This window comes from Paenibacillus sp. MMO-58 (assembly GCF_037146255.1).
GTDB lineage: Bacteria > Bacillota > Bacilli > Paenibacillales > Paenibacillaceae > Pristimantibacillus.
Window position 1 is genome coordinate 1 of the sequence record NZ_JBBCVY010000013.1, and the last position, 15,031, is coordinate 15,031.

17 protein-coding genes are annotated in these 15,031 nt (G+C 51.2%); 3 read left to right on the forward strand and 14 right to left on the reverse strand.

All coding sequences use genetic code 11. The annotated features are described in order from the left end of the window. Positions 1–170: 170 nt before the first annotated feature. Positions 171–887 carry a DUF5666 domain-containing protein gene (locus WFJ73_RS27740; protein WP_336776173.1) on the reverse strand — a complete coding sequence of 239 codons (717 nt, stop codon included), beginning with the start codon at positions 885–887 and terminating at the stop codon, positions 171–173. A gap of 118 nt (positions 888–1,005) precedes the next feature. Beyond that, positions 1,006–1,503 carry an RNA polymerase sigma factor gene (locus WFJ73_RS27745; protein ID WP_248756458.1) on the reverse strand — a complete coding sequence of 166 codons (498 nt, stop codon included), beginning with the start codon at positions 1,501–1,503 and terminating at the stop codon, positions 1,006–1,008. Between the two features lie 276 nt (positions 1,504–1,779). Between WFJ73_RS27745 and WFJ73_RS27750 the strand changes: the two genes are divergently transcribed. Together WFJ73_RS27750 and WFJ73_RS27755 are read left to right on the forward strand one after the other, a co-directional pair. Continuing rightward, positions 1,780–2,085, forward strand: coding sequence for a hypothetical protein (locus tag WFJ73_RS27750; RefSeq protein ID WP_127494800.1), 306 nt, complete (start codon positions 1,780–1,782; stop codon positions 2,083–2,085). 78 nt (positions 2,086–2,163) lie between these two features. Continuing rightward, positions 2,164–2,838, forward strand: a complete 675-nt coding sequence (locus tag WFJ73_RS27755; RefSeq protein WP_336776174.1) for a class F sortase — start codon at positions 2,164–2,166, stop codon at positions 2,836–2,838. A gap of 45 nt (positions 2,839–2,883) precedes the next feature. Here WFJ73_RS27755 and WFJ73_RS27760 read toward each other — a convergent pair whose 3' ends face one another. The 4 genes from WFJ73_RS27760 to WFJ73_RS27775 all read right to left on the reverse strand — a co-directional run bounded on the left by WFJ73_RS27760 (position 2,884) and on the right by WFJ73_RS27775 (position 6,811). After that, positions 2,884–3,714 carry a sugar phosphate isomerase/epimerase family protein gene (locus tag WFJ73_RS27760; protein WP_336776175.1) on the reverse strand — a complete coding sequence of 277 codons (831 nt, stop codon included), beginning with the start codon at positions 3,712–3,714 and terminating at the stop codon, positions 2,884–2,886. 129 nt (positions 3,715–3,843) lie between these two features. Beyond that, the gene (locus WFJ73_RS27765; RefSeq protein WP_336776176.1) at positions 3,844–4,284 is read right to left on the reverse strand and encodes an SRPBCC family protein; all 441 of its coding nucleotides are present in this window, start codon (positions 4,282–4,284) and stop codon (positions 3,844–3,846) included. A 108-nt stretch (positions 4,285–4,392) separates the two neighbouring features. Next, positions 4,393–5,949: an SAM-dependent methyltransferase gene (locus WFJ73_RS27770; protein WP_336776177.1), complete on the reverse strand. Its 1,557-nt coding sequence runs from the start codon at positions 5,947–5,949 to the stop codon at positions 4,393–4,395. Between the two features lie 91 nt (positions 5,950–6,040). Beyond that, positions 6,041–6,811 (reverse strand): TerC family protein, encoded by a 771-nt coding sequence (locus tag WFJ73_RS27775; protein WP_336776178.1) that lies wholly within the window; start codon positions 6,809–6,811, stop codon positions 6,041–6,043. A gap of 227 nt (positions 6,812–7,038) precedes the next feature. On the opposite strand from WFJ73_RS27775, the gene WFJ73_RS27780 reads away from it, so the two are divergent. Continuing rightward, positions 7,039–7,554, forward strand: a complete 516-nt coding sequence (locus tag WFJ73_RS27780) for a cupin domain-containing protein (RefSeq protein ID WP_336776179.1) — start codon at positions 7,039–7,041, stop codon at positions 7,552–7,554. On the opposite strand, the gene WFJ73_RS27785 is transcribed toward WFJ73_RS27780, so the two are convergent. The 8 genes from WFJ73_RS27785 to WFJ73_RS27820 all read right to left on the reverse strand — a co-directional run bounded on the left by WFJ73_RS27785 (position 7,551) and on the right by WFJ73_RS27820 (position 14,883). Further along, positions 7,551–8,165 carry a histidine phosphatase family protein gene (locus tag WFJ73_RS27785; protein WP_336776180.1) on the reverse strand — a complete coding sequence of 205 codons (615 nt, stop codon included), beginning with the start codon at positions 8,163–8,165 and terminating at the stop codon, positions 7,551–7,553. The two genes, WFJ73_RS27780 and WFJ73_RS27785, sit on opposite strands and share 4 nt — an antisense overlap. Before the next feature lie 105 nt (positions 8,166–8,270). After that, entirely contained in the window at positions 8,271–8,978 is a 708-nt protein-coding gene (locus WFJ73_RS27790) for a DNA alkylation repair protein (protein WP_336776181.1), read from the reverse strand. Between the two features lie 159 nt (positions 8,979–9,137). Next, on the reverse strand, positions 9,138–10,490 hold the full coding sequence (locus WFJ73_RS27795; protein ID WP_336776182.1) for an LLM class flavin-dependent oxidoreductase: 1,353 nt from the start codon (positions 10,488–10,490) through the stop codon (positions 9,138–9,140). A gap of 38 nt (positions 10,491–10,528) precedes the next feature. After that, complete coding sequence (locus WFJ73_RS27800) at positions 10,529–11,362, reverse strand: ABC transporter permease (RefSeq protein WP_336776183.1); 834 nt, start codon at positions 11,360–11,362, stop codon at positions 10,529–10,531. A gap of 4 nt (positions 11,363–11,366) precedes the next feature. Beyond that, positions 11,367–12,161: an ABC transporter permease gene (locus WFJ73_RS27805; protein ID WP_336776184.1), complete on the reverse strand. Its 795-nt coding sequence runs from the start codon at positions 12,159–12,161 to the stop codon at positions 11,367–11,369. A gap of 15 nt (positions 12,162–12,176) precedes the next feature. Then, positions 12,177–13,232: an aliphatic sulfonate ABC transporter substrate-binding protein gene (locus tag WFJ73_RS27810; RefSeq protein ID WP_336776185.1), complete on the reverse strand. Its 1,056-nt coding sequence runs from the start codon at positions 13,230–13,232 to the stop codon at positions 12,177–12,179. A 27-nt stretch (positions 13,233–13,259) separates the two neighbouring features. After that, positions 13,260–14,027: an ABC transporter ATP-binding protein gene (locus WFJ73_RS27815; protein WP_336776186.1), complete on the reverse strand. Its 768-nt coding sequence runs from the start codon at positions 14,025–14,027 to the stop codon at positions 13,260–13,262. A 250-nt stretch (positions 14,028–14,277) separates the two neighbouring features. Next, positions 14,278–14,883, reverse strand: coding sequence for a TetR/AcrR family transcriptional regulator (locus tag WFJ73_RS27820; protein WP_336776187.1), 606 nt, complete (start codon positions 14,881–14,883; stop codon positions 14,278–14,280). Positions 14,884–15,031: the final 148 nt, after the last annotated feature.

Below are 15,031 nucleotides of genomic sequence, written 5' to 3' on the forward strand. Positions count from 1 at the left end.
TAGAGAGCAGCTCCTGATCTGCCTTGGAGAAAAGTTTCTTACTCATGATAACCTCCTTAGATGCCAATACCAGTATACAAAAAGGACCCCACAGCCTAAACACTTTTTTTTCAAGTGTTCAGTCTATGGGGTCCAGTTTACAAACAGGGGCCTCTTCTTTTTTCATGCTATTATTTTTGCGGAGCGAAGTTATTGTAAATACGCGTTGCGTTTACTTTGCCGGAGCTCAGATCTTCCGTTGTAAAGCCGGATACCGCGTTGCCTACTTTGAATTCTTTTTGCAGCAGCTCATCGGATTGTTCGCCGGCTGTTGGTTCCGTGATGCCCATAATGGTGTCCGGAGTAACCGTTACCCATACGTCGTTCACTTTGAAGCTTTTGCCGTCGGCACTTACTTCGGAGATGATACCGTCAATGTTAACCGCCATTTTTCCTGTCGTAGCAGGCTTGCCTGCGTCTTCTTTCTCAGGCGCGATCAGGTTGTAGATCACGTCAGCCGTAACTTTGCCCGTGCTTACATCTTGGGAAGTATACCCGGATACGATGTCACCAACTTTGAAATCTTTATTAAGCAGCTCTTGGGACGGTGCTGTCGCTGTTGGCTCGCTGCTTCCCAGCTGCGTTTTATCCGTTACTTCTACCCACAGATCGCCTACTTTGAAGCTTTTTCCGTCCGTGCTTACTTCAGAAATAACGCCATCGATGTTAACCGCAACTTTGCCCATGATAGGAGGCTTGGATGTCGCTTCAGCTGTCTGCCCTTGATTAGTTGGCGTGGATGCCGGGCTGTTTTGATTCTGGTTTACGCTAATTACGCCAACCGCCAAGATTGCTGCTGCTGCAATACCTACTGTCCAACCTGTCAATTTCTTTTTGCTTTTTTCCATTTTAATCGGCTCCTTTTGATTTGTAGGATTATGTGAAGTCTTCTCTAATTCCAGCATTAACTTCTGATAGGTTGCCTCTTTGAAGTCGTCGCTGGTTCGCAATTTAGACATCGCGGACTTATAGACAGATTTCTTCATTCTCCAGGCCTCCAATCTTATCTTTTAAGAGTGCGCGTCCTCTGGCCAGCCAGGTTCCTACCGTTGCGGCCTTCGCCTGCATAATAACGGCAATCTCCTGGATCGAATATCCTTCGTAATAATGAAGATGGATCGGAATCCGATACTTCTTGTCCAAGGAGAGCACCGCCTGCAGAACCTCATTTTCTTCCTTGGGGAGGTAGCTCAGGTCTTCGGGAACAGGGTTTCTGCTTTTGAACCAGCCGGTCTTCAGCATATTTTTGCTTTTATTAATGGTTGTTCGAATCAACCATGCTTTTTCGTGTTCACTGTTCTCGAAGACAGGACGCTTCTGCAGATACGTCAGGAAAACCTCCTGCGTCACTTCTTCCGCATCGGCTATATTTTTCAAATAAGCAAAAGCAATCTTGATCATGCTTTGCGAATATAGATCCAAGGCCCGTCGCACAGATTCATTGAGCTCATATGAATTGTACACCTCAGCACCTCCTTTCACTTGTAATACAACTGAGTGCCCCATTATTTTTCATTCATGCGTTATTTTTTTAGTAGACGTAATGAGATGCGGAAATGACTGCAATGATCCGGCTAGTAAAATAGCCCAAACAACAAAAAGGGCACAATCCCTTTGCCCGCCATGCAGGTTGAGGAATGTGCTTTTTTTACGGAAACAAAATCCACTCATATTTTTATTTCTACAGCTAACCTTAAGCGAGGGGAAAAAAACATACCTAACTTAAGGAGAGAACAACAAATGAAAAAAGCAGCAATGATCGCAGTAACTACATGCCTATTCCTGTCCGTGTCCGCAGCAACAGCTTCCGCATCGGCTGTGGAACCAACAGCGACTAAAAAAGTTGAGCACAAAATGCATGTTAAAGAACACAAAGTAAAAGCAAAGGAACATAAGATGCATGCGAAGCAGCACAAAGCAAAAGCGCATGAGCTTCGCGCTAAATCCGAATCTAAAGTGCATAAGCTGCATGCCAAATCAACTAAGGAACAAAAGCTGCGTGCAAAGGCTCTCCCTAAAACAGGCTACGGCGGAGTAAGCGAATAAGACGCCGGTCGAATCACTAACAGCGGAGGAATAGAGACAGCTTGCTCTCTATTCCTTTCCCTTTAGAGGATGAATAATATGAGCAATCGTTATGGTATTTTAATTTTGGCACTATTTATACTGCTAACAGGCTGCACGTCGGGACAAACCAAGCAATCGCCCAAACAACAAACCAAGGAACAAACCAAGCAGCAAAGTAAACCAAATAGAGAAATCACGCTGCCCGCCCCTTCTCACACTATGGTACCGTTGCGTGAAGCGGAGACGAAAGCTCCGTCAAAGCCTAAAGACATAACTGCCAAAACTCCCGTTATTGTACCTAATCGGATCTGGATACCGTCTGTCGGGATAAAGGCTCCCGTGGAGCCTGTTGGATTACTGGAAAACGGACAGATAGACGTGCCTGTATCCAGCGATATCGCCGGGTTATTTATAGATGGAGTTCTTCCGGGAGAAAAGGGCAATGCTATTATTGCGGGGCATGTTGATAATTATACGGGGCCAGCTATTTTCTATCCCTTGAAAAAGCTGAAACCGGGCGATCCCGTCGTCCTTTCCGACTCGTCCGGCAAATATCTCGTATATGCGGTTGATGCTGTTGAATCCTATCCGACGGCTGAAGCGCCACTCGATAAAATTTTCGGCGACACAAACGGTAGAAGGTTAAACATGATTACCTGCACCGGAAAATACAACCGCCTCAAAAAGGAGCATGAAAAGCGCCTTGTCGTATATACCCATTTACTGCAATAAAAAAGCCGCTAAACTTGCTCGCGGCTTTTACATATTCAAATTTCGCTACTTGCTTCTTGCAGCCAGCCGGCCTTCCCGCACGAACCTTGCCGCTTCCACCATATTCGACTCGCTTACGGCCTCCATTGTGGCAAAGCCGTATGGCTTGTGCTGCTCAAGCAGCTCGAAGAATAACGGATAATTCAGCTCGCCAAGACCGGCTGCCGTTTCTATTAAGGTACCGTCAGCCGCGCGATTCAAATCCTTCACATGGGCGCTTACGATGCGCGGGCCAAGCAAACGGAAAGCTTCGCGGACCGTATGATCCTGATTCTCGAACCGGGCCGGATTCATCAAATTGCAAGGGTCCATCACGACGCCAACGCAAGAGGATGGAAAACGTTCAATCGTCTCGGCCAATGTTTCAGCCGTATCGATCATATGTCCTTGGGCCGCTTCCAGCCCAATTGTTACGCCCCAGCGCTCCGCCTCTTCAACAAGCTCCTCAAGCGCACGGTTTAACCGTTTCATGTGCTCCCCGCGGCGCTCCGGATCCGTTACACCGCCAACCTCCGTCGCCACAATCGGCGCGCCGAAATGACGGGCATTCCGAAGATGCTCTTTGAAGCGGTCTACATTATGGCGGTAAACCTCGTCATCGAGATCGACCAGACTTGCATAACAGCCGAGCACCGCAATGCGGACGCCATTCTCCGCAAATACGCCGCCTACTTCCTGAGCAAGCCCCGGGCTTAACTTGCCAAGCCGCGAGTCTATATCGGAGAACGCTTTCCCCAGCGCCAATTGGACATACGGAAATCCGTTAGCGGCTATCTTGGCCGCCAATTCCTTATAAGGCAAAGTTCCAAGCAAATGAGCTAAAATTCCGACTGACATGATAACCATCCCCTCACGTTTCATCTGAAATCTACTTGTCTCTCATTATACGTTGTAATGCCCGGATGGCAAGGCGAAACCAACGTAAAAGAAACCCGCGCTTCACTCTCGAAGCAACGGGTTTTCTATCTAGCCTTCCTGCAAAACAAGGTTTAACCGATCAAAGTTTTGCTCATTGCCATCGGCCGCATAAGCCTTAACCGCCTCAAAGGTCTTCTTGTCCATGAACAGCTGACGGAACGTTAGTCTCGCACGGCCATCCAAATCCTCGAATATAGCCGTCACCCGGAACTCGGGATTGGACATATGCTTAAGGACGATCCGCTCCAAGGGTACAATCTCTTCGAAGACATTATGATTCGCATAGTCGACGCCGTTGGGGCCATGCATCGTAAACCGCCAATTACCGCCCGGCTTGATCTCGAACTCGTGGAAGGTATTCGTGAAGCCGTTAGGTCCCCACCAGCGCTTGAGCAGCTCCGGATTTACCCATGCTTCAAACACCCGTTCACGGGAAAACTCAAACTCACGCGTCGAAACAATCTCATTCTCGCCAAGAATAGCAGCCATAATTAATCCACTCCGCCTTCCGTATATTCATTCATTAGAGATTAGCGCTAACTGTTTACCGGTAGCCTAAGCATAATAGATGACGTTACGTAAGGTTCAAGAGGTTTTTTATGCGAGCTCAAAATTTTTCATCAAAGCCCTTGCTTCCTCATGGTCAGGTTCGAGCCTCAGCAGCTCCCCTAGGTAATGCAAAGCCTGTTCTTCCAGCTCCAGCTCGAAACAGCATATTGCCAGACAATAAAAGACGGTAGATACAATCTCCTCTTCGTCTTCCTCCACGGAAATCTCCAGGAACCGCTTGGACTCGCCGTACATGTCCATTTCGAACAGCACGAGACCCGCTTCAAGCGCCAGATCGTACTTCTGCTCCATCACGTAATACGACGACCACATCCGTTCGATTCCGAGCAGAATATCCTCCTTCTCCTCATCAAGGGCATCCGGCAGCAGACTCGAAATCTGCTTCGTGCTCTGGATAAAGAATTCCGCGTCATAACCGCCAAGACGCCAGAAGCTTAAGATTTGCCGAAGCCCCATGTCGTCGATAAAACGGTCTATCCACCACTTCAGGCTGTAAAAATCATCCGGTCCGAAACGCTCGACGCCCCGACGGTAAGCCAGCCTTGTCTGGTAATAGTCCTGCGGCGAATTCACGCTGATCATACAGCCGATATTAATATTGTCATAGTGATGCGAAGGGAACATGACCAGAGCACCGCTGCGTTCCAACACTTCCCCCATCGCATGATAGTTCGCCGTCAGAGAAAAGCTGCCATGAAAGACAAGCTCCGGCGGTTCCGCGAACCTCCAGTGCTCGAGCAGGTGATCCCCTTTATCCGCCGTCAGCAGCACGATTCCCGCCTGAGACAACTGATTCAGCCGGTCCAGGCAAGCCAGAGAGGCCTCCGGGAATAAAATATGCGAGTCCTCCAGCTGCTCCTGATAGACGGCAATAACGTCGCGGTAAGGATAAGACGCATCCTCGTACTGCGGCGCGCGCCGGAGCTCGTAGCTCAAGGCGATTTGCGACAGCAGCTCCGATGGTTTAAGCGAATCCTTGTCTTCAGGGTACTTAACCAGCACATCGGCCTCATATACCTGGCCTTCGCCTATATAGAGCAGCTCCTGCGGAATACTGTCAAAAAAGTAGTTCGCCACAATGACGAGAGGCTGCTGCAAATCTCCCCTCCGGATGGTTTCTCCGGATGCAGCCAGTAATAATTCCGAATCTTGCACAGCATCAAACCGGGCAAAATCAAGCATTCCCCGCTCGATAAAAGTCTGAAGAGCAGGATGCTTCTGCCATGCCTCCACATTGTTTGCCGCAAGGTCCGTCATAATATACCGGAACGGCGGCACCGCAATTCCCGCAAAGTCTATTAAACGGCTTAACTCATGCAGCACATGGAAGGCAAACCGCCCCGCACCTGCTCCAAGCTCCACGATCTGAACAGGCTCATGGCATTGTCCCTGATTAGCTCTGTCCTGAAGAAATCCGAACAGCATCTCAGCATAAGCAGCCGCGATCATCGGATTACTCGTTATATATTGAGGAACCTGGTCGTTATTCCAGGCCCTCAAGCCTTCTTCTTCGTAATATTGTCTGTTTATTTGCCATATTGGCGCTTCACTAAAGCGGTAACGCTGCGTATTTGAAATCGTCATCTATTCTTAACCCTGCTTTCTATGCTTTGAACAATATCTCCTATATTACCTCAATAGAAGACATTTTACGAAATTTAGGGCTAAATTTCTCTTAAGAGGCCTCTACCTTCTGCGGTTTCTTGCCTGGGGCAAACCAGCCGAGAAGCGCAATGGCAACCAACACGCCGTAGAACACAAGCGTCCAACCCGTACTATGAGGGAAATCATGATCAAGCACGCCGATGTCCTCATGAGCAAGCGTAATTACGGCCAGCTTCACCCCTACCCAAGCTACGATGGCATACGCCGTAGTCTCCAGTGCCGGGCGATCGGCAAGCAGCTTCACAAACCAGGTTGCCGCGAATTTAATTAGGATAAGACCCGCAATACCGCCAAGCAATACAACTGCGAATTTGCCTCCGTCCATACCGCCAAACTCGCCAAGCGGAGAGTCAGGCAAACCAAGCGCAAGAGCTACCGCAGCCAGAATGGAGTCAATTGCAAAAGCGAGATCCGCGATAGCGATTTTGCTTACCGTAGGCCAGAAGCCCGAGCCCGCCTTTTGTTTCTCGTCCTTATGAACATCCTCGTTCTTTTTGCCGAAACGCGCTTGAATGATGTGCTTTAAACCCAGGTATAGCAGATAGGCTGCGCCAATCGCCTGTACCTGCCAGACATTCGCAATAAAAGAGATTGCGAATAGAGCGCCAAAACGGAAAACAAACGCCATAATAATACCGTAGTTAATCGCTCTTTTCTTCTGATCGTCCGGTAAATTTTTGGCTATTACCGCAAGCACTAGCGCATTGTCGGCGGATAACAAGCCCTCTAAACCTATCAGGATCAACAATGCCCACGCATACTCCAGCCAGATCGATTCCAACGTGGATTCCCCTCTCTTCGAACATAATCGGTATGAGTAATCTTCTCTTGTCCGTTAATGCATATACGTAAGAAATACTCAAAGGAGTTCACTTTTTTTCTCGGAAAGAAGGAAATGGAAATCAATTGGATAAAAAACCGTATCAGGAGAAAGCTTTATCCCCTTTCAGTAGGCGCACGCATAGGATAAAGCGATGAATATATCGTTTTGTCGAAAGGAGAACATGGATGTACCTTTATCCTTACCGCCATGATCTATGGCCTAACAACTATTGGGGTTATTATTGGGATCCCCGGTATTACAATTGGAGCTTTAACGTTCCGAACGCGCACTACAGAGAGATTGAGCTAAAGGATTACGGAACAGGCCCGCTGGTTGTGAACCTGGAGGAGGCAACCAAGCAAAACAGGAATTACCGTACCGCATTATGGACAGGAAACTACCTTCAATTGGCTTTGATGAGTATTCATGCTGGCAAGGATATTGGGCTGGAGGTCCATCCAACAACCGATCAATTCTTGCGGATTGAGGAAGGCCAAGGACTCGTACAGATGGGAAACAGCAAAGATCATCTTGATTTTCAAACCATGGCATACGACGGATATGCCATCTTTGTTCCTGCAGGCACATGGCATAATGTCATAAACACCGGAAGCACGCCGCTCAAGCTCTATTCTATCTATGCGCCGCCGCATCATCCGTTTGGTACCGTACAGGAAACCAACCCGACTGAACAGGACTAAGGCGAGCTCAGCTCATTCAAATCAAAACGCCCCTCAATGCCGTAACCATTGCCTTGACCATTTGGCTTAATAACAACCGTTCCCAATGATTTGATCTCCCCTAATCCCACGCCCGGAGGGAAACTATGGGCAACGATAACCTTGTTGGTCCCTGGAGACGGGGGGATTTCCAACTGGGCCGACAAAGCTTTCAGAACAGCTTCTTGCTGGGCAGGGGGAACGGAACCGCTTAATTGATAAATCTGTACCCAGAACGGATCCGTACGGACATTACCTGCTCCAAAAGCTAGCTCCGCGGTTTCCTTCGTCCTGCAGAACGGGCTTGCAACAACCGGCACCTGAACAGGGATGTGCAATTGCCGAAGCGCATTCCCATAGCTTACGGCCTGGTTCCTCCCGGCCTCCGAAAGATTCCTTTGGGTTGAGCAGTCATTGAAGTTGATACTTGGCGAGTCCGTGCCAACCGTTGCGTCTCCATGCCTGACATATAAGATGTACCCTCCTTGTTGGAGGGACTTTAACAAGGAAGGATCCGCGGGCATAGCTTCAGCGGGGTTCGCCTGAAGCAGAATGAGTATACACAAAATACTGAAACGCCAAAGCTTTTTCATGTTCTTCCTCCTTTAGGCACTTACGTTCCGTGAACTAGTATCCCGCAAGGTGGAGGAAATAAAACCAATAAAAAAGGCGTCCGGAACCCGGATGCCTTTGTGAGCCTAACATCTTACATACTTGCGTTTGAAGCCAATCTGCCCTCTACCCATAAACTTCTCAATATTAACGGTAGCGTTGATACGCTTGCTTTTATTCGTGCCTTGGCCGACCTCTACGGGGCCTACTTCATTCGCGATCTCAACCGCTTTATCATGAAGCGGCTTGTAGGATATCGCCACCGTGTACAGGAAATTGTTCATCGAATATTTCGTCCGCTCGGGAGCATCGTGGATCGTATTTTTCACCAGCTCCAGCATGCCGGCGATTTTGTCTTCGGAGAACTCGCTGTCCTTGCGATTGCCTAGCAGCCAGCAGTAGCAGCTCCAGCCCGCCGACATCTTCAGCTCCTCGCCGCTCGCAATCCATTTATCCGACACCTCTTGGGCGATGTCCGTCTCGGACAAGGTGACCGCCACCACATAGTCGGAGATCATATAGAAATACGCGCTGTCGATCCAACGCTCGAAATCCGCCTCGGTCATCGCCTTTGGCTCGGCAATGATCCCGGCGAAATACATGGCATCGTAATTGCCTGTTGCATACAGTTGATCCGCCAGCGGCTGATTATGTTTGATTTTGCGGAAAATAGGCTTCATCTCGCCTGTCGCCACGCCAAACAACGGTTCGTGCGCGCCATTGCCCATATAAATCTTCTTGGTTCTTTCTTTGCCAAGCCCTTCAAGCTCCTGCATGACCTCTTCTAGATTCATTGTTTGCACTTCCTTTGGAATGGTTTATTGCTAGTCCATAGCCGTCTTCCTTGAATATACCATAAAAAGCCTACCCGCTCATTAGGACAAAAAAAGACACCTCTTCGGGTGCCTTTAACCTGTTGCCTGATATGATAAGTCCATTGATATGAAAATGGTTTATGCCTGCTGCAAGCCGGCTAATCTCTTGAAATGATCGACCGACGGCACCGGCAGCCCCAGATGCTCGCGGAGCGTCGAGCCCTCATAGTCCTCACGGTAGCGTCCGCGGCGCTGAAGCACCGGAACGACTTGCTCCACGAAATCGTCCAGATCGCCCGGCAATACCGGCGGCATGATGTTAAAGCCGTCGCAGCCATAACCGTCATACCATTCTTCCATCAGATCAACCAGCTGCTCCGGCGTGCCGACGAATTGCATATGACCCCGGGCGCCAAGAAGTCTGCGGCCAAGCTCGATAATGGACAAGTTGTCTTTGCGGGCGAGATCCATGATGAGCTGGACACGGCTTTTCATGCCGTTGCTTGCTTCCACGGGATCCGGAATGTCCGGGAGAGGCTCATCGGCCGGGTATTTGCTAAGGTCCGTCTGAAGCATGCCGGATACCATCATGACCGCTTCCTGCGGATCGATCAGGTCAAGCAGCTCCCGCTCCTTGCGGCGGGCTTCCTCCACCGTCGAGCCAAGGATGGGCGACAAGCCCGGCATGATGAGCAGGCTTCCCCGCTCCCGTCCGGCCGCAATCAGCTTCTCGTTTACGCTCTTGTAGAAGCCTTGCGCCGAAGCCAGCGAGGTCTGCGCCGTGAAGATCACCTCGCCAATGCTCGCGGCAAAGTCCTGCCCCGGCCCCGACGAACCCGCCTGAATAAGCACCGGGTAGCCTTGCGGCGGACGCGGCACATTCAGCAGCCCCTGCGCGGAATAGAATTGCCCGCCGTAATCGGCGGCACGGAACTTCGACTCATCCGCGAACGTTCCCGATGCACGGTCCATCACAAGCGACTCCTGCGGCCAGCTGTCCCACAGCGCCGTTACAACGTCCACGAATTCCTTCGCCATCTCATAGCGAGTCGCATGCTCCGGATGTTTTTCCCTGCCGAAGTTGCGGGCTTCGGTATCGACCTGGGACGTTACGATGTTCCAGCCGGCACGGCCGCCGCTCAAGTGGTCAAGCGTTGCAAAACGGCGAGCCGCATTATAAGGCTCGTTATAAGTCGTCGACAGCGTTGCCGTCAGGCCGATTTTCTCTGTTACCGTAGACAAAGCGGATAGCAGCGCTACCGGGTCGAGCATGCCCGCCGCCGCGCGGCTTGGATAAATCAAGTGCAGCAGATCTGCGAAAAAGATCATATCGAACTTGCCCTTCTCCGCCGACTTTGCGATCCGCTTATACCATTCGATATCAAACATCCGCTCCACGCCGGACTCCGGATGACGCCAGCCGGCATGATGATGCCCCGTGAAATAAATAAACGCGCCTAGATGAAGCTGCCCTTGTCGTTGTCGACTCATGCCTGTTCCCCACTTTCCAAGTAAGTATCGATCTATCCTTAACCTTTATAACTGTTGTTCCAGCGCAGGCATCTTCTCTCCACCAGCCGCACGACCGAATCCGACAGCTTGCCGACCAGGGCGAACAAAATAATGCCAACGAACACAATGTCCGTCTGCCCGTACACGCGGGCATCTTGAATCATATAGCCAACACCGGCGCTTGCGCCCATCATCTCCGCTACGGCAAGCAGCAGCCAGGAGGTCCCGACAGACAACCGGACGCCAAGCAGAATATTCGGAAGCGCCGCCGGAATAATGAGCTTCGTCAGCAGTTGAAGCTTGGAGTATTGCAGAATGCGCGTCACCTCGTACAGCTTGCGGTCCGCGCTGCGAACGCCAAGATGCGTATGGAAGTAAAGCGGGAAGAAAGAACCTAACGCGATAAGCAGAACCTTCGAGAATTCGCCTACCCCGAACCAAAGAATGAACAGCGGGATTACCGCAAGCAGCGGAACCGTCCGCAGCATTTGAATGCTTGGATCAAGCGTACGCTCCGCCCATTTGCCAAGACCGGTAAATACGCCAAGCAATAGTCCCGTCGCTCCGCCAAGCAAGAAACCTCCGCCTGCCCGAATCGCGCTAGTAGATACATGCTTCGCCATATCCCCGTCCACGCAGAGCTTCCAGAAAGCCTCCGCAATCCGGGATGGCGCCGGCAAGGCCGACTCGGATACAAGCCCAAGCGCCGATGCCGATTCCCACAAGGCCAGCACGATAACGGGCAGTACCCAGCCGTACAGCCATTTCGGCATTCCCGCTCGGCGCTTCCGGCCAATCGCCGCTTGTCTTCCGCCTGCGTTGGAGCCTAATGTCACTTCGTTTGCACTCATCCCATTAGCCCTCCCCGCCTAAGGAATCGCGCCAGCGCAAAAGTCTTTTCTCCGCCAGCCTTACCAGTGAATCGGTGACCTTGCCAACTACAGCAAACACAATAATGCCTACGAAAATAACGGCTGTCAGCGAGAACGATCGCGCGTCGTTAATGATATAACCGATGCCGGAGCTGGAGCCCATCATCTCGGCTACAACGAGGCCAAGCCAGCTTACCGCGATGGAAAGCCGAATGCCGAGAAAGAGAGAAGGAAGAGAGGCAGGGAGAATAAGCTTCGTTATCGTCTGCCATCTCGTAAATTCCAGTACGCGCGCTACATCAAACAAATTGCGGTCTACCGAACGGACGCCAAGGAAGGCGTTCACGTAGAGAGGGAAGAAAGCCCCCTTCGCGATCAGCAGGATTTTGGACGTCTCGCCAAAGCCGAACCACAAAATAAAAAGCGGGGCAACGGCGAGGTGAGGCAGCGTCCGGAGCAGCTGCAGCGACGGATCGAGCAGCCGCTCGGCCTTTAGCGAGAAGCCTACCCATAATCCGGCCGCCAGACCAAGCCCCCCGCCAATCAGGAACCCAAGCGCTGCCCTGCCCGCCGAAACGCGCAGGTTGCTCAGCAGCTCGCCCGAGGAGAGCATGCGTCCGAATTCGTCCACAATGTCCTTAGGAGGAGGGATCAGCACGGCATTCACCCATCCGTTTGAGGATGCGATCTGCCAGATGACCAGCACGGCCAGCGGAACCATCATTCCGATCAGCACGTGAACCGCGCGAAACGCAAGCTTATTCCTCGTTATCTGCATGATTGCACCTCTTCTTTACTTAAGAGCTTTTTCGATGTATTGATTGTCGAACACGTCCGCGACTTTAATCGGTTTGCGGATAGTGCCTAATTCGTATTGGAAATCGGCCGTTTTTTGCTGATCGGCGATTGTCTCGTCGCTTACCGGGATATTAATCATGGTCGAACGGGATTGAATACCCTTCACCAGTTCGAGCGGAATGCTGCGCTCGTCGGCGTAACGCTGGAATGCTTCGTCTTGATTGTCCGCTTCCCATTTACGAGCCTCTTCGAAGGTCTTCAGATACAGCGTCACCAGATCCGGATATTTCTTCGCAAACTCCGAACGAACCAGCTGGAACGACGGAGACAATACGCCTTCGCTCTCGCCGTCTGCCAGCACGCGGGCTTTGCCGCTCAGCGTATTCAGGGAAATGTACGGATCCCATACGGCCCATGCGTCCACTTTGCCGCCCTCGAAGGAAGGCTGCGTCTCATCCGGCTGCAATTGAATCTCTTGAATATCGGATTGCTTCAGGCCTGCTTTATCCAGTACCCGGTAGAGGAAGTTATAAGCGTTGCTGCCCTTCGTTACCGCTACCTTTTTGCCTTTCAGATCAGCAATGCTCTTAATGTCGCTGTTTGCCGGAACAATAATCGCCACGTTGTTCTTGCCGTCGAGCAGCTGCGAGATGATCGTGAAATCAACGCCTGCCGCCTGCGCGGCGATCGGAGGCATATTGCCCATGCCCGCAAAATCGAGATGATTGGAAGCCATCGCTTCAATCATCGGAGGACCACTCTGGAACTCTACCCATTCCACTTTGGCGCCTAGCGCTTCAAAGGCATTTTCGAACCATTTCGCTTCTTGCGCTTTGCCGAACAGACCGCCTTTGCCCTGCACGCCAATCTTAACGGTTACACCATCATAGGAAGCCGGAGCAGTTGAGGCATTGCCTTCCGCATTCGTCGAAGCACCAGCCGATTCGGCAGGCTTGTTATTCCCGCCGGCATTGTTATTGGAATTGCCGCAGCCCGCTGCGATAAGGACCAAAGCGATGATTGCCGTTATCAAACCGTATTTTCTTCTCATATATCTGCATCTCCCTCAAGTTTCCGATTAAATGCCTGCACCCTGATCAAAGAGGGGCGGCTGTTCTACCTTCTCAAACTCGCCAAGCACCTTCGAGCGAAGCTCCTGGAAGGCTGCTCCCGTCCGCTTGCGCGGGTAGGGAAGATCAACGTTAATGACGTTTCGAATATGGCCGGGACGCGGGTTCATGATAACGACCTTCTCCCCGAGAAATACCGCTTCGTCCAAATCATGCGTAACGAACAGCATCGTTGTCTTGCTGCTTCGCCAAATGTCCAGCAGCGCCTCCTGCATATGCGTGCGGGTGAAAGCATCCAGCGCGCCGAACGGCTCGTCGAGCAGCAGTACCTCCGGCTTGCGGAGAAGCGCTCTAGCAATCGCGACCCGCTGGGCCATCCCACCGGACAGCTCCTTCGGATAGGCCTTCTCGAACCCTTTCAGTCGAACCAGCTCAATCAGCTGGTCGACCTGTCGGCGGACCTGCGCATTGCCAAGAGACAGGTTGGCGGCAATGTTCTTCTCCACGGTCAGCCATGGAAACAGCCTAGGCTCTTGAAAAATAAACCCTTTATCCACGCCTGGCCCCGTAATGGGCTTGCCGTTTAACTCCACCGTTCCTTCGTAAGCCGTATCCAGCCCTGCTACGATCTTGAGCAAAGTACTCTTGCCGCAGCCGCTTGGTCCGATAAAGGTAATGAATTGTCCCCGCTCTACCTGCAGCCGAATATTGCTTAGCGCTACCACCGGTCCTGCAGGAGCAGCAAACGTTTTGTTTAAACGCTCAATCGTTAGCATGAATGCCGCCTCCAGCCTAATCTAAATTTTTCACACCGATTTACTTGGTATTATAGTTATAAAAAATGGGGCATCTGCCCTCGTCGTTTGTACCCTCACCAATCTCTGGATGTCCAGTCGATATTCCGGCGTACTTTTTCACAAACCGAATAATCGCTCGGTTTGTTATTGGCTAAATTGTAGCAGTGGCCCCCATTTGTTGTCAATCACAAAAAAAGCGAGTTCGGCGCTTCCGCGCAACCCGCTTTTCCTACCGCTTGGCTCTTCCCGCAAATAGAGCGACAATCGAGCTCGCTCGCGCACGGATCGGCACTTCCGCGCCCGGCACCTTCTGCAGGGTTAAGCCCTGAATCAAGCTTACGAAATAATAGGCAAGCTCAAGCGGATCGCCGCTCACGACATGCCCCTCCTGCTGGCCCTGCCTCATCATGGCCGCAACCGGTCCAAGGTTGTTCGTAAAACGTTCCGTTACTGCCTTCCTAATTTCCTCCGAGGAAGCGTCCGATAGACGTGACGTATGAATGAGGATCGTATACGCCCAGCTGTTCTCAAGAGCAAGCCAAGATTCGGCTAACATAAACAGCTTTTCCAACGCCGGACATTCCTGTTCGGCAATTCGGGTGACATGATCCCCGTATCCCGTCTGTCCTCTTCGCAGAATCTCGCTTATAATCTCGGTTTTCGATTTAAAATAATGATACATGTTGCCAATGCTCATGCCTGCTGCCGCAGCGATATCGTTGATGCTTACCGAACCGATCCCTTTTACGGCAATGGTCTCGAGAGCGGAATCAAGAATATGGTTGATTCTTTTCTCCCTCTGCAGGAGGTCCTTCTCTACGTTTCTAGGCGACATAAAATAAAGCAGCCCCTTTCTTGACCTCCATTATAGCAGAGGGCATGAAACAGGGCGATCCCGGCCTTCCATGGTTACTTGAAGGTGCGTATCGGAGTTGAAAGTGCGTACTTCACGGCCTCCCTTTTCTGTTTCACAATAGTCATCA